This window comes from Enterococcus sp. LJL120 (genome assembly GCF_054871765.1).
Genome location: NZ_JBTXLV010000001.1, coordinates 432,508 through 456,821, shown reverse-complemented (window position 1 = coordinate 456,821; position 24,314 = coordinate 432,508). Strand labels below are relative to the sequence as shown.

The following is a 24,314-nucleotide window of genomic DNA, read 5'->3' as shown; positions in this document are numbered from 1 at the left end:
GACTTGCCTCTTTCTAACTAAAAACCAAAATCACTCATTGTTTCAGCAATCTGATCAAAATTTTCTTCTGCTTCTTTGGCATATGCCTGCCAACGGGTCTCATCCCAAATTTCAATTCGGTCAGAAACACCAATAATCATACAGCCCTTCGTAATAGCGGCGTGTTCCCGTAAACTTTGGGGAATGTTAATCCGCCCCTGCTTATCAATTTCAACCTCGCTGGCTCCGGCATAGAAATAACGGACAAAAGTGCGGGCATCTTTTTTTGATAAGGGCATCTCGTTTAATTTCACTTCAAGTTTGGCCCATTCATTAACGGGATAACCAAATAAACAACCGTCCAGACCCTTGGTTAACACAAAGTTTTCTCCGAGGTCATCACGTAATTTGGCAGGAACAATTAAGCGGCCTTTTGCATCAATATTATGTTGAAATTCACCCATAAGCATTGCAAAAATCCCTCCTGTCCCACTTGATAGTAACAGTCTACCACAATCCCCCACTTTCTACCACCCATAGTAAAAAGTGTTGAGAAATACTTTGACGTTTACTTACTTTTAAAAGACAGAAGTAATTTTTGATTATTTTATCGTTTTAAATATAACGGATAATTGTCAACACAATCAGCGTGATGTACAACACCATCGTGAGTAAAAAGACCAGGCGCCAAAACATTTTAAAGAAACGCCCATACATGATTTCATGGTAGTAATGGGCATGAAATAACGCCACGCCAATGCCTAGAATCAAGACAGCAATCATAAAGTACGGTAAGATCGAATGCCCATAAACAGTTCTAGAAATCTCATGCAACCCAACGAATAAAAAAGGAATTGCCAAATCAGGTGTTTTTAACCCCATTTTCTTTATAAAACGCACGCTTGCTGTCAAAAAATTACTGGCAAAAAGCGCAATTACCGGGAAAATTAACCAAAACATTATCATTGGAGAAAATGACTCCATCACTAAATTCCTTTCTCACATCAAAGTCTTATGACTATTTTTCTGATTGGCAGCTACTTTTTGAGAGTTCTTGGCTAACTTGATGTTTTCTTTGCCATCAAAAATTGTCCAGACTCTCGCCATTTTAGCTATAATAACTATACTGTATTTTCGTTACATAAGTGTTTCATTTTATTTAAAAGTTATTAAGTAATTGACTGAGAGTTAAATTTTTCGCAAAAAGTTTTTATCCAACCTACCTATTATACCTAAAAAACTGCTGTTAGCGATTAAGTTTTTCTAAACTTTCCTTGAAACCTTTGGAAAAAGAGAGTAGAATTTCAAAGACTACTAAAAAAGGATGGAGATTCATGAATAAGAAGAAAAAATCTACTTTCCAAGTGATTACCAAAGTTGTTGTTTGGGCTATGTTGATTCTAACCCTCGGCGGTATCGTCTTCCAAGCGGCCGCGATTATTTTTAACTAAAATTAAAATATCCAACCATTTCGTAACCTTTTGCCGTTACGAATGGTTGGATATTTTTTTCTTTATATTTAATTGCTGTGCCGAGCTTGCCTCAGTAATTCTTTGGCATGTTCCAAGGCCAATTCTGTCACTTCAGAACCAGCTAACATTCGGGCAATCTCAGCCACCCGCTGTTCCTCATCTAATTGTTTGACTCGAGTTTCCGTCCGCTGCCCGATAACTTCTTTATAAATGAAATATTCATTATCGGCTGCTGCTGCAACTTGCGGCAGATGCGTAATGCAGAGAACTTGAGAATTTTGGGCGATTTTATAAATTTTTTCGGCGATTGCCTGGGCAACACGACCGCTGACACCAGTATCCACCTCATCGAAGACAATACTAGTAATGCCCTGCACCTTAGAAAAAATAGTTTTCAAAGCCAGCATCACCCGCGATAGTTCCCCACCAGAGGCCACCCTAACCAAGGGCTTTAAAGGTTCCCCCGGATTAGTCGAAATATAAAATTCGACAATATCAAAGCCATCGCTGTTCAACTCTTTAGCCTTGGTAAAACGAACCTCAAATTGGCTGTTTTCCATGTATAAGCCTTTGAGCTCCTCTAGAATTTCTTTTTCCAAACGCAAGGCCATTTTTTTTCGCTGGTCATGTAATTTTACCGCTTGTTCTGTCACTTTTTGCCATTTAGTCGCCACTTCTTTTTCCAGCTGATCTAAGCGGCCATCGGAGAAAACAGAATCGGATAATTCATCAGAAATTTTTTGATAATAGCTTAAAATTTCGGCGACAGAATTGCCATATTTTCGTTTTAATTGGCGAATCAGTTCTAGCCGCTGCATCACCACTTCCAAGCGCCCTTCATCCAGTTCAAGACCTTCAATAATTCGCGTAATCTCAGAGCTAGCATCCTGTAAAAGATAATAGGCGCTGTGAATATTTTCGCTGATTTGCTGGTATTCTGAATCCAAATCAGCAATTTCGGAAATCTCTTGGCTGGCGGAGCCAACATTGTCCAAAGCCCCCTGCTGTTCATCGGTCAAGCGCTGATAAATTGTCGAAAAAGTATCGACAATCCGCTGAAAATTACTGAGCTTATCTCGCTCCTCTAGCAAGCTTTCTTCTTCACCGACAGCTAGCTCAGCAGCTTCAATTTCTTCTTTTTGGAAGGTCAGCATATCCACCCGCTGCACATAGGATTGCTCATCGGTTTTCAAGCGCTCTAACTCACGGGCTTGCTTGCTGACTTCGTTATAATTATTGTGATAGGTTTCTTTAGCCTCTTGAAAATCTTTGGCCCCGAAGCTATCCAATAAATTTAGATGGCGGTCTGCCCGCATCAATTCTTGGTGATCATTTTGGCCTTGAATATCCACCAAGTATTCTCCCACCCGCCGTAAATTTCCTAAAGTTACAATCCGGCCATTGATCCGGCAAATACTTTTTCCTGTCAAATAGATATCCCGCTGTACGACGAGCTGGTCATCATTTAAATCTAAGCCCAACTCTTCAGCGACTGCTAAAAAGGCTGGCTGCTCTGGAATTTCAAAGAGCCCTTCCAATAAACAGCTCTCACTACCTTCACGGATAAAATCAGAGGAGCTGCGGCTGCCGGCTAATAAGCTCATGGCATCGATGATAATTGATTTACCGGCGCCGGTTTCACCGGTCAATGCCGTCATTCCCTTGTAAAACTGTAGCTGAAGTTGGGAGATTATCGCAAAATTTTTAATGTTTAATTGTAACAGCATCTTTAAAACTCCTTTGCTGGCCTTCTTTTATAGATAGCCAATTAGAAACTCTTGAAGCTCTTGAGCTTGAGCCTCACTACGGGCGATTAACAGTAGCCCGTCATCATCGTTAATTGCGGCAAAAAGTTCTTCAGAGAACTGACTCTGCAGTAACTTGCCTAGAGCGATGGCACTACCAGGAAGTGTCCGTAAATACAGGAGCTTCTCTTGAATGTCAACTGAAATCAAACCATCATTTAATAAGCGATGAAGTTTTTCTGCTGTATTGTCCTGACTTTCTTGGGGCAGACTGTATTGATAGCCGCCTTGAGGTGAGGGCACCTTCACCAGCTTCATTTCCTTAATGTCTCGGGAAATCGTCGCCTGAGTAACAAAAATGTCCTCTTGAGCCAGAATTTCTACAAAATCCTCCTGTTTACGAATCGCCCGCTCATTCAGGAGCTGACTCAGTAATTGTTGGCGGTCTTTTTTTCTCATCTACTCTTCCCTCCAAAAATTGGAATCCCATCATTTTATTTAGCTTACTTTTTTTCATAAAAAAAAGCAATGGCAGCCCTGAAAGCCAAGCAGAAATTTTGTTGAACTTTAAAATTTTCTACTGAAGCCAGTTTTTTTGTTTTGCTACAGAAAAAAACGAACTATCAAAAAGCAGCGCTGGAGCCTGTGAAATTAGTCTTTTTAACAAACGAAATCCCGAACTACATTTTATTTGCTCCTGCGGCCCAGTAGGTCCGAATCGCAAATGAACAATACCTAGTGGATATCACTAGCTGTCATTCGTAAAGTTCGGCTTTGTTCTAACTAATGTCACAGCCTCACACAGCAAGCCTTTTTCAATAGCTCGAAGTTAATTTTCTGAAGCTCAAAAATTTTATTTTTTTGTTAAATCCTGATGGGCAGCAGCTACGACGTCTTCAATCGAAACTTCCGGTGAGATTGAGCCGCTTGCAGCTGATTTTAAATGGACTAAAAATTCAATATTGCCTTCGCCACCGGTAATCGGTGAATAGCTTAAGGCTGCGACTTGATAATTAGCCATTTGAGCAAAGTCCAAAATATCCGTCAACACCTGCTGATGAACTTTTGGATCTTTGATGATGCCGTTTTTGCCAACGGCATCTCGGCCAGCTTCAAATTGCGGTTTAATTAAAGCGACGACTGAACCGCCGGGCTTTAAAATCGTATGCAGCGGCGGCAAAATCAATTTAAGGGAGATAAAAGAGACATCAATACTGGCAAATTCCGGTTGCCCTTCCGTAAATTCTGCCGGTGTCGCATAGCGAAAATTGGTACGTTCCATTACGACCACGCGGGGATCTTGACGAATTTTCCAAGCCAATTGATTATAACCGACATCCAGGGCATAACTTAGTTTGGCGCCATTTTGCAAGGCAACATCTGTAAAGCCACCGGTGGAAGCTCCAATATCCAAAACGATTTTGTCTTTTAAAGAAATTTCAAAAACCTCAAGGGCTTTGGCCAACTTCAGACCGCCACGGGAAACATAAGGTAGTTTTTCTCCTTTAATTTTCAATAAAGTGTCTATTGCAATTTTTTCGCCAGGTTTATCAAGGCGTTCATTTTTTTCAGTGTATACCAAGCCAGCCATCACACCGCGCTTGGCTTTTTCCCGGGTTTCAAAGAGGCCCTGCTCATAGGCGAGGACATCTACACGTTCTTTCTTCATGGTTCCCTCTTTCTAAGCCAATTCAAAACGGTCAATCAACTGCTGTAAAAGATCAGCATTAAATGTTGTTGCATGTTGAATTTCTCTGACCGTCTCTCTTGCTGCGGTTAATTCCTTTTGCAAAGCTTCCTTTGCACCCTCCACACCCAAGAGAGCTGGATAGGTACTTTTAGCTAGCGCTTGGTCGCGACCAACCGTTTTGCCTAAAGCTTCGGTTGTACTAATAACATCCAAGAGATCATCTCTGATTTGAAAAGCTAAACCTAAATGACCGGCAATTTTTCTCAGCAAAGAAACAATCATTGCTGGCTGTTGCGTCAGCAATCCACCAGCCACAATACTGTAGGTAATCAGTGCTCCCGTTTTCCGTTCATGAACCGCCATCAATTCAGACAATGAAAGAGCTTGGTTTTCCCCTTGAATATCGGCAGACTGACCGGCAACCATTCCTTCTGTTCCGGCGGCGGCAGCAAGTTCTTGCACCAGTGTTAAATTTATCGCTGCCGGTAAATCTGCCTGCGCCAATAATTGAAACGCAGCCGTCAACAACCCATCACCAGCCAAAATGGCTAAAGCTTCACCAAAAACTTTATGATTGGTAGCTTGCCCCCGTCGCAGGTCATCGTCATCCATCGCCGGTAAATCATCATGGATTAATGAGTAGGTGTGAATCATTTCAACTGCAGCGGCCGCTTGATAAGCGCCCTGCGTCAGCTCACCTTGAAAACCGGCAGCAATCGTCAAAACAAAGAGGGGGCGAATCCGTTTGCCACCAGCCGCAATTGAATATTCCATCGCTTCTAGCAGCTTTAAATCACTGGTGTGCTGTTTTAAAAAGCTTTGCATCACAGCTTCCACTTCCGGTAGCTGCTCTTTAGAAAATGCAGCTAGACTATTCATTGTCTGCCCCTTCAAATAATTCTTCTTGATTATTGTCAGCCATAACTTTCGTCAAGGTTTTTTCGGCTTTGGTTAACGTATCTTGGCATTGTTTGCTTAATTCCATGCCTTTTTTAAAGGCATTCAAAGCCTCTTCCAGTGGCACGTCCCCTTGTTCCAGCTGGTTGACGATTTTTTCTAATTCAGTTAATGATTCTTCAAATGTCGGATTGGCCATCATCTGTCCTCCTAATGTCTTTTATTGCGGCAGTTGCTTCGCCATCTACATAGTGTATTGTAATTTCGTCGGCTTTCTTTAAATCAGCAGCCCGCCCGATAACTTGATTCTCTTTTGTTGTATAGCTGTAGCCGCGGCCCATAATTTTTAAAGGGCTCAGCAAATCCAGCGACTGAACAGCGTTTGAAAAAGCTTGTTGCTTTTTATCAAAGAGGGCGCTCATGCGGTTTTGTAATTTTTCATCTAGATAGCGCACCTGTTGTTGGGCGGCGGCGACTTTAACCACTGGCGAATTTTGTAAAAGCCGATGAGTTAAATTCACCACTTGGTTATTTGTTTCATTAGTCAGTGTCTGCATGCTGACCAGTAGCTGCTGTTTTAATTGATCCAGTTTTAAAGACTGGGCTTCATACAGACGGTTGGGCTGACGAAACACATAGGAATTGGCTAAACGACGGTAGCGTTCCCCTTTGAACTGCAATTGTTTTGACAAGGCTTGCTCTAAGCGAACTTGCTTTTCTTTAATTTTCAACAATTCTTCATTGAGTACTGGTACGGCCAATTCTGCGGCGGCTGTCGGCGTCGCTGCTCGTACATCCGCGACTAAATCGGCAATCGTCGTATCCGTTTCATGGCCGACAGAAGAAATAATCGGTGTTGCAGCTGCAAAAATTGCCCGCGCAACCCTTTCTTCATTAAAGGGCCACAAATCTTCAATTGAACCGCCACCACGACCGATAATCATCGTGTCAAAATTTCCGAGAGCTTCGACCCGCTGAATATTGCGGACCAGATCATCGGCGGCTTGATTCCCCTGAACTAGCGTTGGAAATAAAACCAGCTGAGCAATCGGGTAGCGCCGCTGAACTGTCGTGATAATATCGCGGATAACCGCCCCGCTAGGACTAGTTAAGACAGCGATTCTTTTTGGAAACCGGGGAAGCAATTTTTTAGGAGCAGAAAATAAACCCTCTTGATTTAATTTTTCCTGCAGCTCAGCTAAGGCTTGATACAAAGCCCCGACGCCATCCGGTTCCATATGCTCAATATAAATTTGGTAATTGCCGCTAGCCTCATACAGAGAAATGCGACCAACAACTAGAACCTTCATGCCTTCTTTTGGCTGAAATTTCAACTTTTGAAAGGCGCCTTTAAACATAATAGCCGAAATTTTCGCCCCGTCGTCCTTCAAGCTAAAGTATTGATGGGCATTGGGCCGCATTCGAAAATTAGAAATTTCCCCCGTCAGATAAACCCGCTCCAAATAAGGATCAGCTTCAAATTTGCGTTTTAAGTATTTTGTTAAGGCGGTAATCGTTAAATATTGATTTTCCATATTTTTTTATTACCCTTGGCTTCTTTTGGCAGCCTCAACGGTTTGATGCATCAACATGGTGATTGTCATCGGGCCAACACCGCCGGGAACTGGTGTAATAAAATCAACGAGGGGTTCGACAGCTGTGAAATCGACATCGCCGACTAGCTTTCCTGCGGCATTGCGATTCATGCCGACATCAATGACTACCGCTCCGGGTTTTATAAATTCTTCAGTGACAAATTCGCCACGGCCGATAGCCACAACTAAAATATCAGCCGTTCTAGCAACTGCTGGCAAATCTTTAGTGCGGGAATGGGTGATTGTCACAGTCGCATTTTTTTCTAATAATAAAATCGACATCGGTTTGCCGACAATATTGCTGCGGCCAATCACGACGGCAGTTTTTCCTTCTAAATCAATATCATAAGCCGCAAACATTTTCATGATGCCGTAAGGAGTGCAGGGAATCATCTCCGCATCCCCGGCTAACAGCTTGCCTAAGTTCATCGGGTGAAAGCCATCCACATCTTTTTTCGGGTCAATTGCTAAAAGTACTTTTTCTTCATCAATGTGTTTTGGTAGTGGCAATTGCACTAAGATGCCGTGGAAAAGAGGGTCTTGGTTATAGGACGCAATTTTTGCTAATAATTCAGCTTCGCTAATTGTTTCCGGTAAGCGTTCGACCTTTGAAAAAATACCAATTTTTTCTGCCGCTCTTTCCTTATTGCGGACATAGACTTGGCTGGCAGAATCCTCCCCGACTAATAACACAACGAGACCCGGCTGCAAACCTGCTTCTTTTAAATTTTCTACCTCAGTTGCTATTTCTGACTGCATTTTTTGTGCGAGTTCTTTTCCATCGATAATTGTTGCCATGTGTATGCCTCCTTCATCTCTTCAATGGTCTATTTTAGCATAGAACCAGTCCTCGGCAAAGGTTGAGCTTGCTTTTTAAGCGACTGGCTTGACTAGTGTTTCTGAAAATTTTTGGAATAGAAAAAAGCCTGTGACATTAGTTAAACAGAATTGAACTTTACCAATAATAGCTAGTAAGGTCCACTAGCTATTATTGAATTAAAACGGAGACCTGTTGCACAGTAGGAGCATGGCCTTTTTTGCCTTGCAACCCCACTGGACTGCAACGACAAAAATATCGTTCAAAATTTCTTCTGTTAAAAAGACTAGTGTCACAGCCTTTCAAAAAATGTTTATTGATCTTTAATCACATTGGACAAAACACCGTTCACAAACTTACGGGATTGGTCGTCACTAAAGGTTTTCGCCAATTCTAGCGCTTCATTCAAAGCAACTGTCGCTGGCACATCCTCCACATAAAGAATTTCAAAAATTGCAATACGTAAAATGATTAAATCCATTTTCGCAATCCGCGAAACCGTCCATTTCGCCTTTAAGTGCTTGGCGATAATCCCATCAATTTCCGCCTGCTTGGCAACAACGCCTTCGACTAATAAATCCAGATAGGCGGGGACAAAGGCATCCTCTTCATCATTTAATAAATCTTGATGATCTAATTCAATCGCATTGTAAATGGCATCTTGTTTGGATAAATCGGCATTAAAATCTAAAGGAAATAATGCCTGCAAAGCTTTTTCACGAATCTCGTGACGGGTTAATTCTTTACTCATGGGTTTCCTCATCTTCATCTGGGAATAAATCAGCTAAATTGGGCTGTTCCGTTTTTTCAGGGATGACTGCTACAACGTGAATATTAACCTCAGCTAATTCCACATCGGTCATAAAGAGCACTTGCTGTTTCACCCGCTCTTGCATGTCCATCGCAATTTTTGGCACGGAAGTCCCGTAGTTTAAATAGCAGTAGATGTCCACGTTAATCGCACCTTCTTCGGTGAAGGTTAAGTAAACGCCCTTACCGTGAGCGGCCCGGCCTAATAGCTCATTGACATTGCTAGCTAGCGTGCCCCGCATGCCGTAGACCCCGTCTACTTTTGAAGCGGCGATGCCGATGATGACTTCTATTACTTCTGGAGCAATCACGATTTCTCCTAATTCATGGTTTACGTCTAACACTAAACTTTTTTCGTCAGCCATAATCAAATCTCCTTTAATCTAATCTTCCCTTGAAATACTTCATGGGTCGCTAGTTAATAAAACAGTTCTCCTAGCTTTACTAAAGTAAAACTTCATTGATAGTGTATCAGAAATTGCAGTCTGACGCTATCTTTAAATCAGTGTCAGGAAATTGTTTTACTCTATAAAATAATCAATTCCTTTGGTGAATGGGTCAAGACTTGATTGCCGTCTTTTGTGATCAACAAATCATCTTCAATCCGCACGCCACCGATACCTGGTAGATAAATTCCGGGTTCATCAGTAATCACATTGCCTGGGACAAAGGCCTTATCTGCTCTAAAGGAAACATTTGGGCCTTCATGAATTTCAAGACCAATTCCATGGCCTGTAGAATGACCAAAGGCTTCGCCATAACCAAATGAAGCGATATGTTCTCTGGCAACAGCATCCAATTGAATCCCAGTGATGCCCGGTTGCGCCACTTCAATCACTTTTAATTGTGCTTCTAGGACAATTTGATAAATTTCTTTTAGCTTGTCACCGGGATTGCCAATTGCAAAAGTCCGGGTCATATCCGATACATATCCTTGATAGTAACAGCCGAAATCCAGCGTAATCAAATCATTTTTTTCAATGATTTTTTCACTGGCTACCCCGTGGGGCATTGCTGAGCGCAGTCCACTGGCAACAATCGTATCAAAGGAAACACTAGTAGCTCCTAAAGAACGCATGTAAAAATCCAATTCATTGGCAACTTGGATTTCTGTCATGCCGGGTTTGATGAAGTCCAAAATATGTTTAAAGCCTTGATCTGCAATATCACAGGCCTTTTGAATTAAAGCCACTTCATCTTCGTCTTTGACTTCCCGCAAATCTTCCATTAAACCTGCGACTGGTACAAGTTCAGCTGAAATAATTTCTTCCAAGACTGAATACTCAGCAAAGCTGACAAAGTTTTCTTCAAAGCCCATGCTATTTAAATTATCTTTGTTGCTCAGATTAGCTACCTCATCAAAAATCGGGCCGCTGTTTTTGACAATATCAAAGCCCGATGCTTGCTTGCCAGCTTGCTCCGTGTAACGAAAATCTGTGACAAAATAAGCATTTTCTAAAGTTATCACTGCTAGACCGGTGGTACCGGTAAAATTTGTAAAGTAGCGCAAATTATAAGGGCTAGTAATTAAAAAGCTGTCTAAGCCCTCCGTTTTCATCATCTGCCGTAATTTTTCAACTCTTAAACTCATGTGATGGCCTCCTCTTAGTTTTTCTAATCTATTATAGCAGAAAAAGACCCAAGTAAAATCTCCCAGCGCTTTTTTCCCTGACTCTTTTAGAAAAATTATGAAGATTTTTTCATTTTTATTTCATGGAGAAAAAGTTTTTTTCCTGCTCGCCTCCGGTAAACTAAATATATCAAGTACATTTAGAGGAGGAGTTCAAAATGGATCGTAAATTGTTGTTGAAATTAGCCGCTGGTGCCGGCACTTTGGTGGGGGCTGGCTTATTATTAGCCACCTTGTTTAGCTACTTAGAATATTATCGTTATGGTTTTTTCATTGATATGGAGGACCGTTTGGAATTATTTTTACCGGCAATTTTAGGGATTATTTTAATTGCTTTCGCTTTGTCACTGCCGGCCCTATTTAAAAAATGGGCCAATACCAATCCAGAAGACAAACACTGGAAAGATTTCTAATCCATTAAGGGTACCACCAACTTATCGGTAAAGCTAACGCTGAACTGGAGGCTTACTAGATAAGTTGTTTAAATAAAAAAGCACAAGCTGGATAATCGAACCCATTTCACAGGTTCAACTAGCTTGTGCTTTTTATTATGATTGCTGTTTTTTACCAAAACGATTTTTTAAGCTGCGGTTTAAGACTTGGAAAAAGCCTAACGAGCGGACCATGTGATCAGCAGGCACATACTCTCTAATTGCCCGTAAGACCTTCTTCGGATCTTTTGAGGCAAAGGTGAATAAACCATTTTGCTTGGTGCGAATAGCATAACGGGGAATCCATTTCCCCTTGAAAATGACTGAAGCGATGACTACATCGACTTCCTCCCAAGGAATTTGGATAAACTTGCGGGAATCCCTTGTATCATAATACTCAAAAGCGTTATCCCCCACCATAATTTTGCCGTAGTTATTCATGCCCATAAAGGATTGTCCATCAATTGTTAAATCAACCTTGGTATTCAATGATTGTACCATCTTCATCGCTCCATTTCTTTTCATTTAGTATAAATGAGCCTGCCGTAAATTTCTAACAAAAGGGACTATCACTTACCTGTAAGTAACACTCCTTAATTTAGAAAAACTGACAGGAGCCAGTTTAAGAATAGCTGCAAAAAACGAACTATTCTTAAACAAAACCTCCCGCAGAAAAATTCTTACATAATGTTTAAAACGTGTAAGCCAACACCGACTACAAATAGACCGATGATGATGATGATTGGAGAAATTTTCTTCTTCAATAACCACATGCACAATAAAGTTAACAGTAAGGCTGCTAATCCAGGAATCAAACTATCTAAGTTGTCTTGTAAAGTTGTGGTTTTCACATCAGATAAAGATAGACCTGAAGAGTATTGTTCAATAGCTGATCTAATTCCTGCTGTACCGCTTGGTAAAGAACTCCAATCAATGAAGGCACCGTCAGATAATTGAACTTGTGAAACAACTGGTGTGAAGGAAACACTTACCCAGCGTTCAACGAGTGAACCTAGGACAAACATCCCTAAAATAGAAGCACCTTTAGTGACTTTTTGTAATAAACCGCCGGATAAATCTTCTGTGATTTTTGAACCAGCTTTGTAGCCAAATTCTTGCGTATACCACATGAAGGCCATCCGAATGATATTCCAAGCCACAAAGAAAATAATTGGGCCTAAAATACTGCCAGATAATGCTAGAGAAGCGCCAAGTGCACCTAACATTGGGCGCACAGTAAACCAGAAAACTGGATCACCAACACCGGCCAAAGGACCCATCATACCGACTTTAACCCCTTGAATTGCCACATCATCAACTGGTGCACCATTGGCCCGTTCTTCCTCCAAAGCCAAAGTTACCCCAAGAATTGGTGAAGCAATATATGGGTGGGTGTTAAAGAATTCCAAGTGACGTTTCAAAGCGGCACTGCGGTCTTCTGTGCTCTTGTATAATTTTTTGATTGCTGGAATCATTGAAAAGGCCCAGCCACCGTTTTGCATCCGTTCATAGTTCCAAGAACCTTGAATGAAGGTTGAACGTAGGAAAACGGAAGTACGATCTTTTTTAGTTAATTCGATTCTTTCTGCCATTTTTTTCTCCTCCGTTTCCTAATAGTCATTCAAGATATCGCCTAAAGGATCGCCAGTGTTTGAACCACCGCCGCCGCCTGTAGAAGAACCTTGGTTTTCTGTAATGTTTAAGTAGATTAAAGCAATCGCTACAGCTAACGCACCAATGGCGATTAGTGTTAATTCGCTGATAGCTGCAATGACAAAACCAATAACGAAGAATGGCCACACTTCACGAGTTGCCATCATGTTGATAACCATGGCATACCCAACAGCTACCACCATACCACCACCGATTGCCATACCATCGGTTAACCAAGCTGGCATTGAATTTAAAAATCCGCTAACTGTTGCAGCTGGGATTAATAATAAAGCGCCAGCAGGTAAAGCAATCCGGATACCTTGCATGATAACGGCAATAATATGCCATCTTTCAATTGCCTTGTAATCACCTTTTTCAGCAGCCGCATCCATAAAGTGAACGATTGGCACAGCCAAAGTCCGTACGATCATAGTTAAGAACAAACCAGCGACAGCCAATGGAATCGCAACGGCAATGGCAGTATCGACACCATTTTCGCCTTGTCCACCTAAAACTAAAATAATTGCTGAAGCAACTGAAGCTAAAGCCGCATCCGGTGCAACTGCCGCACCAATGTTAGCCCAACCTAAAGCGATCATTTGCAATGATCCCCCAAGGATAATACAAGCTGTCAAATTACCAGTAACTAAGCCAATTAATGTACACGCAACTAATGGTTGATGGATTTGGAATTCATCCAAGATACCTTCCATACCAGCTAGAAACGCAACAAGAATGACCAGAATCATTTGAATAATATTTAAATCACCCATGGAATTTCTTACCTCCTAGTTAAACTTTTATTTAGCGTTTGCTAATTCATTTTTAGCTTTTTTCAAAATGTCGTCCATATTGTCTTTGGAATCATTCGGCACTTTGCGGACATCAAATTTGATGCCTTTGCTTTCTAAGGTTTCAAAGGCTTGAACATCTTCGTCACCCATTGATAAAACTTTACTTACAACTACTTTACCGACTGAGTGAGCCATCGAACCGACGTTGACTTCTTTGATGTCAACTCCGCCGTCGACTGCCCGAACAACATCTTCCGGGTTTTCAAACAACAGTAGAGCTTTGGTATTGCCAAAACGAGGATCTTTAGAGATTTCAATCAGTTTTTCGATTGGGATAACATTCGCTTTGACCCCTGGAGGCGCAGCTTGTTCAATCAATTTCTTCCGTAAATCATCTTTTGATACCGCATCAGAGACAACAATAATCCGACTTGGGTTAACTGATTTGGTCCAAGCAGTTGCCACTTGACCATGTAGTAACCGGGAGTCGACCCGCGCTAAAACAATTTTTAATTTGCCATCGCCTAAAACTGTTCCTTCTGGAATTGGACCGCTTCCTTTTGCTTCAGCTGGTGCCATTGCTTCTTTTGGTTCCAACTCTTCAGGGCGAATTCTAACTCCTTCTTTTGCTACAGTTAAGACATGGGCAGCAATTTCTTGAGCAGAAGTCATGCTAAAGCGTGAAGCATAAGCTTCAATCAACATTGGCAAATTCAAACCGGCTACGATAGCCCATTTGTCTTTATGCTCTTCAAACAACGTATTGGCCTGGTTAAACGGTGTGCCTCCCCAAAGATCGACTAAGAACAATACTTCGTCTTCTTCATCGAAGGTAGCAATTGCAGCTTTTAGTTTTGCCTTTAAGTCATCAGGTCCTTCGCTTGGTTGTAAAGTAACAGCCTGCACTTTTTCCTGCTCACCGAAAATCATTGAGCCGGATTGTAAAATGCCGTTAGCGAATTCGCCATGACTGGCAAGGATGATTCCTACCATTTTCTTTCCTCCTACAATTATTTTTTACTGATGCTAATAAATAATAAAAATTAATTCAAATGCCGGCATCAGCAATTAGCTCAGCTTTTCTTTCTTTAACAAATCGGCCAAGCTGACCTTCCAATCTGCGGGAACTTTGCGGATTTCAATATCAATACCTTGAGCTAAAAGATAGTCGAATGCTTTTAAATCGTCATCGTCAATCGAGACAAAATTGGTAATCATTTTTTTGCCGGTGGTAAAACGCATGCCACCGATATTTAATGACGGCAACTCGACGCCTCTTCTGACGATAGCAGCGACATCTTGCGGATTGGTGAAAAGCAGCATGACTTTATGATTGCGAAACAACAAGTTATGGTAAACCTCGACCATTTTGTCGACAGTGATCACATTGGCTTTGACACCAGGCGGCACTGCTTGGCTTAATAAAAACTTTCGCAAATCATCTTTGGCAACTTCATCGCTGACTACTAAAATTCTTTCGACCCCAGTAGTGCGGGACCAAACGGTTGCAACTTGACCGTGAATTAAGCGGTCATCAATCCTCGCAAGACGAATATCCATGCTCATCTTGAAATCCTCTTCAGGTTACTATTAAAAATCTAAAAAATTTCTGGATTTTCAACCTCGCCCTCTTTCCATAAATATATAAAGCAAGTTCCGTGCCGAAATACACTAGCGTAAAAATAACCAAATCAGCATTTCTGACAATACACAAAAAGGATACACTGTTACAGTGTATCCTTTTTGTGTATTGTTTCTCTGTATTATCAGGCTTGATTATTAATAAACTGCAGAACGAAAAATTCTTCCACCTCAGGAAATTCCAGATGAAGACTAGTATTAATTTTTTGCGTCAACTGATGCAGCTTGTCATAGGCTGGATTCTTTTTCATCTCCTGTAAATCATCTTGATTGACCGTCAACGTTTCCTTTAAAATAATTCGTTCAATCGCACCGGCTAAGTGGATGACTAAATTGATATAGGTCGAATAATCCATTGGACGGTCGAAGAAGGCCTTAAAGAGCTCATCGGTAAACTGCCATAAAGGCTCAATAATTTTCTTACCATTAATAAAAGTAAAACTTTCTAGAATATAGTCAACGGCAATTTGTTTAGCCGAGCTTTCCGTCAGCTCAATTTCTTGAATTTGATTTAAATCATTTTCCAGTAAAAGATTTTCCAACAGTAGCTCGACATCTTGATTGATAAAATTCTCTAAAGGCAGAAATGGAGCATTGATTTTAGGGTCAAGAATTCCTGTGACCGCAACAATCTCACTGTTTTTTTGCAGCTCTTGGATTTTTTCTTCCGCAGCCATCACAGAGGTGGTTGCCACTTGAATATTTTTAACCGCTGAGGTCTGCAACGCCTTTTCAATAATTTCCTTAATGCGCTGAGCCGTTCCCTCGCCAGTCGTACAAATCGCCAAAATTACTTTATCCTCAGCGATGACATTTTTTTCTTCATTGGCAGTTGTCAGCTGACCATAGCCTTGAAATTCTTTAAGGGATTCAAATAATTCAGCTAAATCCGTTCCTAAAACTGAAGCTTTGCGTTCGGCTTCCAAGACAAGCGGTGTGGTCACCATGTCTAAGGAACGAACCATGACGCCCGTCTCTTTTCTGATATTATCAGCAAAGGAAGTCAATGAGCCCATGTCCACCAATAATAAAACGCCATTGCCTTCATTGGCGTCGACGACTTTTTGTTTTAATTTTTCATAGGCGACCGTTGGGCTCATATCAAGGGGCATATCGACCGCTTGTAAGCGGTCGGTGCCTAGCAATTTATTGACCACTTGAGCCATACTGCTGGCGGTGCTGATACCGTGGGCGGCAATGACCACGCCAACACGACCGGCACTCTTACGATGTTTTAAGGAAATCAGCAGTACGGTTAAATAATATATTTCATTTTCGGCGACTGTCACCGAAAATTTTTCTTCTATTAGATGATGGATATAAGTAGCTGCCTTCATCTCATTTGGAAAGCCGGCAGCCATCTCCTTAATATTATCATTGGTCACCCGCTGTTCACCCAAGCTCATCTTTCTTAAAAGAGAGCTGATGTGCAGACTAAAGGCATAAATAAAGTTTTGTTGAAAGACTGGACCAAATGTCTTTGTGGCATAGGCTAAAATCTCTTCCGTCAAATCAATCACTTGAGGCTCGACAAAATCCCCCAGCTTATTATCGGATTCAAAGGTGAAGCCGTGATTTTTATAAAATGATTTCAAATGAATATTAATATCTGTCGAAATAAATTGATTGATTACGTCTTGACTCAGCCCGTCCGCTTTTAATAAAGCGGCTTTATCGCCGATAATATCATATAAATTATAAGGTAGCTCATAGGAGTCACTTTGAAAACGCAATGCCGGCTCGTTAGGATCGACCGTCATCTTCGGCTCTAAATATTTAGCCATTTCCGCCAAACGATTACGATCACCGGCTAGTTCGATGAGACCGCTGCGAATATTTTCTGATAAATCCTCGACAGTGATTGTAATTTCCTCGTTGCTCATCTGATTCATAAAAGCCCGGGCACAGACTAGCTGGATATTGGATTTCAATTGACCGATATTGCCATAGGTAACGCTGCCAATCAACGCCTTGACAACATCCTCCATCACACTGATGCGGCGTTGGATGCGGCCAGCTTCAATCGCCATCATAATCCGCACCAAATCAATTTGCTCCTCGGCCGGCCGTTCATAAAACGGCGGCAGCTGAATATTGATGGGGATCCGTCTCACAAAAGTTTCTAATAAAGAAGAAGATGGATCTTCGGTAGTGGCTCCCAAAATTCGCACATCCGCTCGGCGATTTTTGGAATTTTCCCCCAAACGGTTATAGGTGCCATTATCCATAAAATAAAAAATCATTTCCTGACCTTCCGGCGGCAAGCGATGAATTTCATCTAAAAAGAGCATTCCGCCGTCAGCCTGTTCAATAATGCCCTGCTTATCTTCATTGGCGCCGGTAAAGGCCCCTTTGACATAACCAAACAAATGACTCATCAACAATTCGGGATTATTGGCATAATCCGCACAGTTAAAGACAATCAATTCATCCCTTTGGGCAATCACTTCATTGGCTTTCGCAAATTCAAACATCGCATGGGCAAAATGCGTTTTTCCGGACCCCGTCGGACCGGTAATTAAACAATTCAAGCCTTTAGGAGGATATAAAATCGCCGCCTTCGCTTGATCGATTGGATTTTTCATCGAGCCCTTAGAACCCACCAGTCGAGAAAAAATATCCTTCATCGGAGTCTCTTGGCTGCCGACAAATTTTGGCTGAAGCTTGGTTAAATTATTTTCTTTATAGCTAGGCACATATTTTTCGACCTTGGCGGGCGCTGGACCGGCAACTGTCTGTTGATTGCCGCTAAAATAATAACGAACGGGACGTTGATTGGTCTTTCCGATATAGCCATCCCGCACCAATTGATTTAAATCCTTACTACTATTAGTCCGTTGAATTTCTAAGGCCTCAGCCACTTCATTTGTTGTGACGCCGAGATATTGGTTTGTTTGAGGATCTTTTACCGTTTGCTTTTTAACAAAAGCCAACACTTTATCCACTCGTGCCATTTTCCCACCTCCTAAAAACCCTTGTATCGTAGCTGAAATTCCTAATTTCGTCTAGCTTTTTATATCACATCTCCCAAGCCCTTTCAAATATTTCACTTTTTATCAGCAGCCAAATCAGAGAAAAAGGCTGTGCCATTAGTCATTTTAACAGATGAAATCTTGAACTTTATTATCTTTGTCTAAGTGGTCCAAGGTCCTCGAAGAGAAAGTTCCTGCGCTTCAACGGTCCAGTGTTCCTCGTCACAAATTGTCAATCTCTAGTATTTTTACAAGAGACTGTTCGTAAAGTTCAGTTCTGTTTTGACTAATGTCACAGCCTTAGTGTGTTAGTTTAATGCTGGCTAATTCCAATGGCGTCTGTAACCGGGATTGAAAAACAAATGCAATTGGCTTCTGTATTGAAACCGACTTTTTCTTTGACCGCCTGCATGATTTTCTCGCAGGTCTCATCATCCGTTAAAAACAAAATAATTTCCCGCTCAGAATCAATTGTGATTCCCATAAAGACTTGATGGCGAGCCCCTTCTCCGCGAGCATTCAAAATGGTTGCTCCGCCGGCCCCAACCTTACGAGCCACTTCCACCACATCATCAGCGTAACCCGCTGTACAAATGACGTGCAAGGCCTTTTGAATTTTCGTTTCATCAATCATAGTTATTCTCCTATTATCAAGATTTTCAATTTTGTTTAAAAAGAGACCTTAAAAGACAATATTGTCCACCGGTGAAGAAAAAGCAATTCCGGTATTCGGCTGATCGAAATGGCATTCGGAAATTAACAGCTGATAAATCTTTTCCTTTTGATCGTTGCGAATGATACAGTTGATGACAGTCTTTTCTTCCTCCGGCGTCAAGCCCAATAGCATTTCTAAATAGTTTTGACTGACCGTCCCTTGACCATAACTGGTGGTGATAATTGGACAGCGGTTATCCGTCAACAATGTCAACACCCGGTCCTTTTTACGACGGCCGGTGATGATGGTCATCAGCGAAATCTTTTTTGGATTCTTCATCCCAGCTAACCTCCCTGCACTTTAATCTTCAGCAAATTCGTCACTGTCGTCTTCGCCCTCTAAATATTCTTGAATCCGAGCTAATTCATCAGCGGCATCGGCTTTCTCAATTTTTTGACTGCGGCTACTGTAAATAATACCCAAAACCTGCACAGCAATCAACGGCGTTACCGAAATAAACGCAATAATTCCAAAGCCATTGGTCAAAATCGACTGCGCCGTCTCAGGATTACGCATAGCCACCGCTTGCGCTATTCCCAAAGTCAACGGTGTTAAAAAGGCTGAGGTCAAGGCCCCGCCAGTTACCCCGCCAGAATCAAAGGCCAAACTGGTAAATAATTTCGACGTGAATTTCATTAAAATTAAAGCAATGACATACAATGGCAACAAGAAATACATAATTCTGATGCCTGTCAAAATTTTAACAACCGACAAGACAACGGCACAACCAATTCCTAGAGCTAAGGTGATGCGAATGGTCATTTTTTTGATATGACCATTTGTCAATTCCTCCAGCTGATCGCCTAATACGGTCACGGCTGGTTCTGACAAAGTAATCGCCATCCCTAAAAAGAAACTGATAAGTAAAAGCAGCCCTTGATAATACTGGGGCTTTGCAGGGTCTAAAAAAACTTCCCCTATGTATTTGCCGGCAAAAGCAAAACCATAATCAATTCCTGTTAAAAAGATTAATAAACCAAAATAAACGGGAATACTACCAAATAAAATGCGGACAAAGCGTTTTTTAGGCAGTTTAACAATAAATAGTTGAAACGGAATAAAAGCTAAAATCACCGGGAAAAGTGCTAAGGCAACATCCACAATATTCCCTTGTAAAATATCTAAAAACCTGCCTGAGACAACCGGATCATAAGTCTGATCTAATTGCAGTACGCCATTATTTTTCAAATAAATGTACAAGCCATACAGAAAAATTGCAATAATCGGTCCCACCGAAGTAATGCCGATAATCCCAAAGGTTTCATCGTTTGATTTATGGCGGCTCATCGTTTGAGAAACCCCGATACCTAGCGCCAAAATAAATGGCACCGACACATCACCGGTGGTCGCACCACTGGCATCAAAAGCTAAGCCAATAAATTCCTCTGGCACAAATAAAACCATTGCAAAAACAATCGCGTAAAGCAGTAGAAAAACTTTTTTAATATCCCAGTTTTTCATCAAGCGCATCAAGGCAAAGCCAACGGATACCCCCGTTCCTGTACTCGCCAGCCAAACAAACGGCCGAATCCCCACATCATCAATGACCAAGTGTGTCTGCCGCGCCAATACTTCGAGCGCCGGCTCAGCCACTGTCACAACAAAACCAAACACAACCCCAAACAACACAATAATCCATAAATTTTTCAGTTTGATTAAAGACTGCCCGACAATTTTGCCAATCGGTAAAATGCTCGCCTCCAAGCCCACTAAAAATAACGTTTGACCAATAACTACACTGGCATAGCCTACTAATAGCCGCAAATAATCTCCCGCATCATCAAAGGGGGCAATAATCACACAGACAATCATGACAATGATGGCTAGTGGCAGGGATGACAGGATGGTCTCCTTTAGAGTAGTCACTAACTGTTTAATGACCCATCACCTACTTTCTCAATTTTTCACAACACTCTCCTTCTTATTTAAAGTATAACATTATTTTAAAAACGCATTCAAGTTTAATCGTTTGAAGAAAAACGATTAAATCACTGAATAAATTTCAAGAAAGCTGCATTCAGTTGCTGCCAATCAGTTGCAGGCTCCTGCGGTAGTTCTTTAGCCCGCTTTTCCATAGCACTGATTTGTTCTTCAATGTATTCATTTAAGATGGTGACTTTTGGAACCAGCTCCAGCTCATTGACGGCCATTTTTATTTCTAAGAGCTCATCCACTGCCAAGCGTAAATTTTGCGGCAATTCAGCCGCTAATAGTTCACTAAAAGCCATTGGTGGATTGGTATTTTTATCAAGAACCTATTGGCCTGCTAAAATCGGCCGCAAAACATAAAAATATTTCTTAGCCTTCACCAAATCCCCCTTCAAATAATCACGATAATTGGTACTCGCCATGTGCCAGTAATGATACAAGGATTTCTTTTGCGAAAAATAAGCGGGTAACAATTCTTTTAACTGGCTAAATTTTTCATTTTGATAATAGACAATCGGTGAGGCACACCATTCAAATAAGGTCGGATTCGAGCGTTGCAAGAGCTTCAAAGCTTTTTTAATGTCCCAACCATTGATATCCAGCGTCTCATCTAACTGCCACTCAATTACATCCCGCATGTCGTCCAAACGCAGATAGTCTTGTGGTTTGCGCACATACAAAAAGCGCACATCATAATCGCTGTCCGGCGAGGCAAAGCCCCAAGCCCGACTACCCGACTCCACAGCTAAAATAATTTCCACCTGTTCCCGCTCTTCAATCGCTTTTAATTTTTCTAGAATAATTTTATCCATCTCTCCACCCCTTAACTGGCCACATTTTTTATTTTCATACTCCGACTTGATAGACTGAAAAAAATTTTTAACGTTCAACACTTCTGATTAGATTCATATAGTGATTGTACCAAAGATTTTAAAAGTAAGAATTAGTAAAAAGCCAGCCTTCACTTTAAGATGAAGACTGGCAGTTTAATGCGGGAAATTTTATTTTTAACTTTTTTTAAATCACTTTATTTATTCTTACAAACTGGGACTACCTTCGAGAGTTCCAAAGTTTTTCAAAGTAATTGCGAGCCTGTGCTAACAATTTTCCAAACTACTTCGACTGAATCAGCAAAAAATTTGACGAAGTGTGTAGCTTTTGACACAACTAAAAAACACGGTTGAAAATCATCACCCACGGCAATGGCAATCATAACAGCCCACAGCAACCAAAAAAACTTGCGCAAACAACTATTTGACTAAAAAAATGATTGATTGACCGGCCATCTGGTTTCCTCAACACTCGGTAAAAGCATCTGAATAAAGATAATCAACGACCCAATCCTCGGCAATAAATACAGAAGCAGCCACCAATTGCTATGGTCTCGATCATGCAATCTTCTGGCTCTTATCGAAAAATTCGCAATCCAAATAGCAAACATTAAAATCGACAGCCCCATGTAAAAAAACTTGAATACCTAAATGAAAAAAGTTCACTGGCAAATAGATAAACTACAACCACAATAATATTTACGAGTTGCGGCCACCAAAACTGACTTCTTGTCGCTCGTCCCTCCATATTAAACATATTTCTCCAATACTCCTTGTACGCATTTGCCATTTCCTGACTCCCCTTTTTTAATTTAACTATTCCATATAAATATTATTCAGTCAATAAAAATAATTAAAAAAATATTTTTTGAAAAATTTAAATTATCTTATCGGAATTTTTTACTTTAGGTGTAAGGAAAGAGTTGACTTTTTATAATTTCAATTGCTTGGCATTGAATCAGGTTGCTACCGCAAATCTGTAGATTTAACTAGATTCAATCTAGAAAGTTGTTAGAAAAATTTTTAATAACACTTTTAAATAGCTAACTTTTATTAATTTGAAATATAAATGCCGCATTTACAGGTGAATGCTAAAAGATTAGTTAGTTCATGAAAAAGCTAAAATGTTTAGGAGGTTTCAATGCAGTGAATTCAAAAAAGGAACAAATAAAAAAGCCCTATCTCTTGTCATGCAAGAGATAGAACTCTATTTTAAACATTATTGAGCAACTGGATAAACACTCACTTGTTTTTTGTCGCGGCCCTTGCGCTCGAAACGCACAACGCCGTCAACTTTAGCAAATAATGTGTCGTCGCCACCGATACCAACGTTAGCACCAGGGTAAATTCTTGTACCGCGTTGACGGTAAAGGATTGAACCACCAGAAACAGTTTGGCCATCAGCACGTTTCGCACCTAAACGTTTAGATTCTGAATCACGTCCGTTAGATGTAGAACCGCCACCTTTTTTGTGGGCGAATAATTGTAAGTTCATTGTTAATAACATGGTCTGCACCTCCTATTGATTGGTTGTAATAATTTCGACAAAATCTGGATACTCAGCTTCAGTCGCCTGAAGACCTAAGAGCAGATTTTCCAATAAAATCTGAGCAATATTTCTTTGTTCAGCCGTAATATTCTCCACCATTTCGACATGAAGGCAACCACCTTCTGTATCGTTGGTTTCGATTTTCGGCGCAAATCCAGCCAAAGCATCAATACCATTGACTCCACTGATTGCCAGTGCAGATACCGCAGAACAAACGATATCGCTACCGTAAGGACCTGCCTCTGCATGACCAGTTAAAGTAAAAGCTTGAATCCGACCAGAATCACTCCGCATAAAAGTACCCTTGATCATTTACTGGGCCTTCCTTCATCGCTATTAAGCGTTGATTGCGTTGATAACAACTTTTGTGTAAGGTTGACGATGACCTTGTTTGCGGTGAGAATGTTTTTTAGGTTTGTATTTGAAAGTTACGACTTTCTTTTGTTTGCCGTGTTTTTCAACAGTTCCTTCAACAGTTGCACCAGCTACAGTTGGCGCACCAACTTTAGTAGTGTCACCACCGACCAAAATCACTTCATCAAAAACAACTTTTTCGCCAGCTTCAACAGCTAACTTTTCTACGTAGATGGCTTGACCAACTTCAACTTTCAATTGTTTGCCACCAGTTTTAATAATTGCGTACATGCTTAACAGCACCTCCTTAAATTAGACTTAGACTCGCCATCCCAAGTGACAATTGCTTGTGCTTAAGACTTGTTCTGAGCGGTTGTAGCTGTGGAGACCACAATTACAACAGTACAATAGTATCAAAAAAAGAATTCAGCGTCAATGAAAATATATGAAAACTTTTCTAAAAGAAGCGACGGCTCTTTTTAATGTTTAGCAACAATACTTTTGACGGCATCTGCTAAGTCCCGCATAAAAAAAGCGGGATTTTTTTCAAAGGCTGTTACAAAGGAACCCTCAGGCAACGTCAGCTGGTCAAGAGGCTGACCTAAAACATCTTTGATAATGATACTCTCATCTAGCTGGCCCCAGTCAACAGACCAGTAATGGCCTTCTAAGTCACCATCAAACATCGTTTGAACCTCCTCTAATAAAAATTTTAAAATGGCACTTCGGCGACTGGCATCCCCTAAATGTTCTGTATTCCAAGTTTGCCACTGCTGAATTTCTGTTTCGTACATTTTTAAGCCCCCTAGTC

Annotated in this window: 28 protein-coding genes, 1 pseudogene and 1 other annotated feature; of the genes and pseudogenes, 2 read left to right on the top strand and 27 right to left on the bottom strand. The window is 41.0% G+C overall.

Annotated elements, in window-relative coordinates; all coding sequences use genetic code 11:
* Window positions 1–17: 17 nt before the first annotated feature.
* Together mraZ and ACYSNU_RS02310 are read right to left on the bottom strand one after the other, a co-directional pair.
* Window positions 18–449 (bottom strand): division/cell wall cluster transcriptional repressor MraZ, encoded by a 432-nt coding sequence (gene mraZ, locus ACYSNU_RS02315; protein WP_461735606.1) that lies wholly within the window; start codon window positions 447–449, stop codon window positions 18–20.
* A gap of 145 nt (window positions 450–594) precedes the next feature.
* Window positions 595–963 (bottom strand): DUF3397 domain-containing protein, encoded by a 369-nt coding sequence (locus tag ACYSNU_RS02310; protein ID WP_461735605.1) that lies wholly within the window; start codon window positions 961–963, stop codon window positions 595–597.
* Window positions 964–1,313: 350 nt separating this feature from the next.
* Between ACYSNU_RS02310 and ACYSNU_RS02305 the strand changes: the two genes are divergently transcribed.
* Entirely contained in the window at window positions 1,314–1,430 is a 117-nt protein-coding gene (locus ACYSNU_RS02305; RefSeq protein ID WP_265455392.1) for a DUF4044 domain-containing protein, read from the top strand.
* Between the two features lie 68 nt (window positions 1,431–1,498).
* Here the strand turns inward: ACYSNU_RS02305 and recN are convergent, their stop codons facing one another.
* The 10 genes from recN to ACYSNU_RS02255 form a co-directional block, all read right to left on the bottom strand.
* Window positions 1,499–3,178 (bottom strand): DNA repair protein RecN, encoded by a 1,680-nt coding sequence (recN, locus tag ACYSNU_RS02300; RefSeq protein ID WP_461735604.1) that lies wholly within the window; start codon window positions 3,176–3,178, stop codon window positions 1,499–1,501.
* Window positions 3,179–3,205: 27 nt separating this feature from the next.
* Window positions 3,206–3,655: an arginine repressor gene (locus ACYSNU_RS02295; protein ID WP_461735603.1), complete on the bottom strand. Its 450-nt coding sequence runs from the start codon at window positions 3,653–3,655 to the stop codon at window positions 3,206–3,208.
* Between the two features lie 394 nt (window positions 3,656–4,049).
* Window positions 4,050–4,865 carry a TlyA family RNA methyltransferase gene (locus ACYSNU_RS02290; protein ID WP_461735602.1) on the bottom strand — a complete coding sequence of 272 codons (816 nt, stop codon included), beginning with the start codon at window positions 4,863–4,865 and terminating at the stop codon, window positions 4,050–4,052.
* A 12-nt stretch (window positions 4,866–4,877) separates the two neighbouring features.
* A complete protein-coding gene (locus ACYSNU_RS02285; RefSeq protein ID WP_461735601.1) occupies window positions 4,878–5,765 on the bottom strand; it encodes a polyprenyl synthetase family protein in 888 nt (295 codons plus the stop codon).
* Window positions 5,758–5,982, bottom strand: a complete 225-nt coding sequence (locus tag ACYSNU_RS02280; protein ID WP_461735600.1) for an exodeoxyribonuclease VII small subunit — start codon at window positions 5,980–5,982, stop codon at window positions 5,758–5,760. The genes ACYSNU_RS02285 and ACYSNU_RS02280 overlap by 8 nt, the downstream gene beginning before the upstream one ends.
* Window positions 5,963–7,318 carry an exodeoxyribonuclease VII large subunit gene (xseA, locus tag ACYSNU_RS02275; protein ID WP_461735599.1) on the bottom strand — a complete coding sequence of 452 codons (1,356 nt, stop codon included), beginning with the start codon at window positions 7,316–7,318 and terminating at the stop codon, window positions 5,963–5,965. Before xseA ends, ACYSNU_RS02280 begins: the two co-directional genes overlap by 20 nt.
* Window positions 7,319–7,327: 9 nt before the next feature.
* Entirely contained in the window at window positions 7,328–8,176 is an 849-nt protein-coding gene (locus ACYSNU_RS02270) for a bifunctional methylenetetrahydrofolate dehydrogenase/methenyltetrahydrofolate cyclohydrolase (protein WP_461735598.1), read from the bottom strand.
* Window positions 8,177–8,508: 332 nt separating this feature from the next.
* Window positions 8,509–8,946 (bottom strand): transcription antitermination factor NusB, encoded by a 438-nt coding sequence (gene nusB, locus ACYSNU_RS02265; protein ID WP_461735597.1) that lies wholly within the window; start codon window positions 8,944–8,946, stop codon window positions 8,509–8,511.
* On the bottom strand, window positions 8,939–9,370 hold the full coding sequence (locus ACYSNU_RS02260) for an Asp23/Gls24 family envelope stress response protein (RefSeq protein WP_461735596.1): 432 nt from the start codon (window positions 9,368–9,370) through the stop codon (window positions 8,939–8,941). The genes nusB and ACYSNU_RS02260 overlap by 8 nt, the downstream gene beginning before the upstream one ends.
* Before the next feature lie 161 nt (window positions 9,371–9,531).
* Complete coding sequence (locus tag ACYSNU_RS02255; RefSeq protein WP_461735595.1) at window positions 9,532–10,596, bottom strand: M24 family metallopeptidase; 1,065 nt, start codon at window positions 10,594–10,596, stop codon at window positions 9,532–9,534.
* Between the two features lie 197 nt (window positions 10,597–10,793).
* On the opposite strand from ACYSNU_RS02255, the gene ACYSNU_RS02250 reads away from it, so the two are divergent.
* Window positions 10,794–11,048 carry a hypothetical protein gene (locus tag ACYSNU_RS02250; protein ID WP_461735594.1) on the top strand — a complete coding sequence of 85 codons (255 nt, stop codon included), beginning with the start codon at window positions 10,794–10,796 and terminating at the stop codon, window positions 11,046–11,048.
* A gap of 135 nt (window positions 11,049–11,183) precedes the next feature.
* Here the strand turns inward: ACYSNU_RS02250 and ACYSNU_RS02245 are convergent, their stop codons facing one another.
* The 15 genes and pseudogenes from ACYSNU_RS02245 to ACYSNU_RS02175 all read right to left on the bottom strand — a co-directional run bounded on the left by ACYSNU_RS02245 (window position 11,184) and on the right by ACYSNU_RS02175 (window position 24,297).
* Window positions 11,184–11,567, bottom strand: coding sequence for a DUF956 family protein (locus ACYSNU_RS02245; protein WP_461735593.1), 384 nt, complete (start codon window positions 11,565–11,567; stop codon window positions 11,184–11,186).
* A 179-nt stretch (window positions 11,568–11,746) separates the two neighbouring features.
* Window positions 11,747–12,658 carry a PTS system mannose/fructose/sorbose family transporter subunit IID gene (locus tag ACYSNU_RS02240; protein WP_461735592.1) on the bottom strand — a complete coding sequence of 304 codons (912 nt, stop codon included), beginning with the start codon at window positions 12,656–12,658 and terminating at the stop codon, window positions 11,747–11,749.
* An 18-nt stretch (window positions 12,659–12,676) separates the two neighbouring features.
* Window positions 12,677–13,492: a PTS mannose/fructose/sorbose transporter subunit IIC gene (locus ACYSNU_RS02235; RefSeq protein ID WP_461735591.1), complete on the bottom strand. Its 816-nt coding sequence runs from the start codon at window positions 13,490–13,492 to the stop codon at window positions 12,677–12,679.
* Window positions 13,493–13,519: 27 nt separating this feature from the next.
* Window positions 13,520–14,506, bottom strand: a complete 987-nt coding sequence (locus ACYSNU_RS02230; protein WP_461735590.1) for a mannose/fructose/sorbose PTS transporter subunit IIA — start codon at window positions 14,504–14,506, stop codon at window positions 13,520–13,522.
* Window positions 14,507–14,581: 75 nt separating this feature from the next.
* Window positions 14,582–15,079: a PTS system mannose/fructose/N-acetylgalactosamine-transporter subunit IIB gene (locus ACYSNU_RS02225; RefSeq protein ID WP_461735589.1), complete on the bottom strand. Its 498-nt coding sequence runs from the start codon at window positions 15,077–15,079 to the stop codon at window positions 14,582–14,584.
* Between the two features lie 200 nt (window positions 15,080–15,279).
* A complete protein-coding gene (locus ACYSNU_RS02220; RefSeq protein ID WP_461735588.1) occupies window positions 15,280–18,108 on the bottom strand; it encodes a sigma-54-dependent transcriptional regulator in 2,829 nt (942 codons plus the stop codon).
* A 331-nt stretch (window positions 18,109–18,439) separates the two neighbouring features.
* Window positions 18,440–18,760, bottom strand: coding sequence for a P-II family nitrogen regulator (locus tag ACYSNU_RS02215; RefSeq protein ID WP_265455426.1), 321 nt, complete (start codon window positions 18,758–18,760; stop codon window positions 18,440–18,442).
* 48 nt (window positions 18,761–18,808) lie between these two features.
* Window positions 18,809–19,120 carry a hypothetical protein gene (locus ACYSNU_RS02210; protein WP_461735587.1) on the bottom strand — a complete coding sequence of 104 codons (312 nt, stop codon included), beginning with the start codon at window positions 19,118–19,120 and terminating at the stop codon, window positions 18,809–18,811.
* Window positions 19,121–19,141: 21 nt separating this feature from the next.
* Window positions 19,142–20,707, bottom strand: a complete 1,566-nt coding sequence (locus tag ACYSNU_RS02205) for a DUF1538 domain-containing protein (protein ID WP_461735586.1) — start codon at window positions 20,705–20,707, stop codon at window positions 19,142–19,144.
* 122 nt (window positions 20,708–20,829) lie between these two features.
* Window positions 20,830–21,582: pseudogene (locus ACYSNU_RS02200) on the bottom strand (nucleotidyltransferase domain-containing protein).
* Window positions 21,583–22,028: 446 nt separating this feature from the next.
* On the bottom strand, window positions 22,029–22,229 hold the full coding sequence (locus tag ACYSNU_RS02195) for a DUF805 domain-containing protein (RefSeq protein ID WP_461735585.1): 201 nt from the start codon (window positions 22,227–22,229) through the stop codon (window positions 22,029–22,031).
* Between the two features lie 590 nt (window positions 22,230–22,819).
* Window positions 22,820–23,107, bottom strand: coding sequence for a 50S ribosomal protein L27 (gene rpmA / locus ACYSNU_RS02190; RefSeq protein WP_265456646.1), 288 nt, complete (start codon window positions 23,105–23,107; stop codon window positions 22,820–22,822).
* Between the two features lie 12 nt (window positions 23,108–23,119).
* Window positions 23,120–23,461: a ribosomal-processing cysteine protease Prp gene (locus ACYSNU_RS02185; protein ID WP_461735584.1), complete on the bottom strand. Its 342-nt coding sequence runs from the start codon at window positions 23,459–23,461 to the stop codon at window positions 23,120–23,122.
* Between the two features lie 24 nt (window positions 23,462–23,485).
* Entirely contained in the window at window positions 23,486–23,794 is a 309-nt protein-coding gene (gene rplU / locus ACYSNU_RS02180; protein ID WP_265455437.1) for a 50S ribosomal protein L21, read from the bottom strand.
* A gap of 19 nt (window positions 23,795–23,813) precedes the next feature.
* Window positions 23,814–23,888: a sequence feature (ribosomal protein L21 leader region), on the bottom strand.
* Between the two features lie 94 nt (window positions 23,889–23,982).
* Window positions 23,983–24,297 carry a hypothetical protein gene (locus tag ACYSNU_RS02175; RefSeq protein ID WP_461735583.1) on the bottom strand — a complete coding sequence of 105 codons (315 nt, stop codon included), beginning with the start codon at window positions 24,295–24,297 and terminating at the stop codon, window positions 23,983–23,985.
* Between the last annotated feature and the right edge of the window lie 17 nt (window positions 24,298–24,314).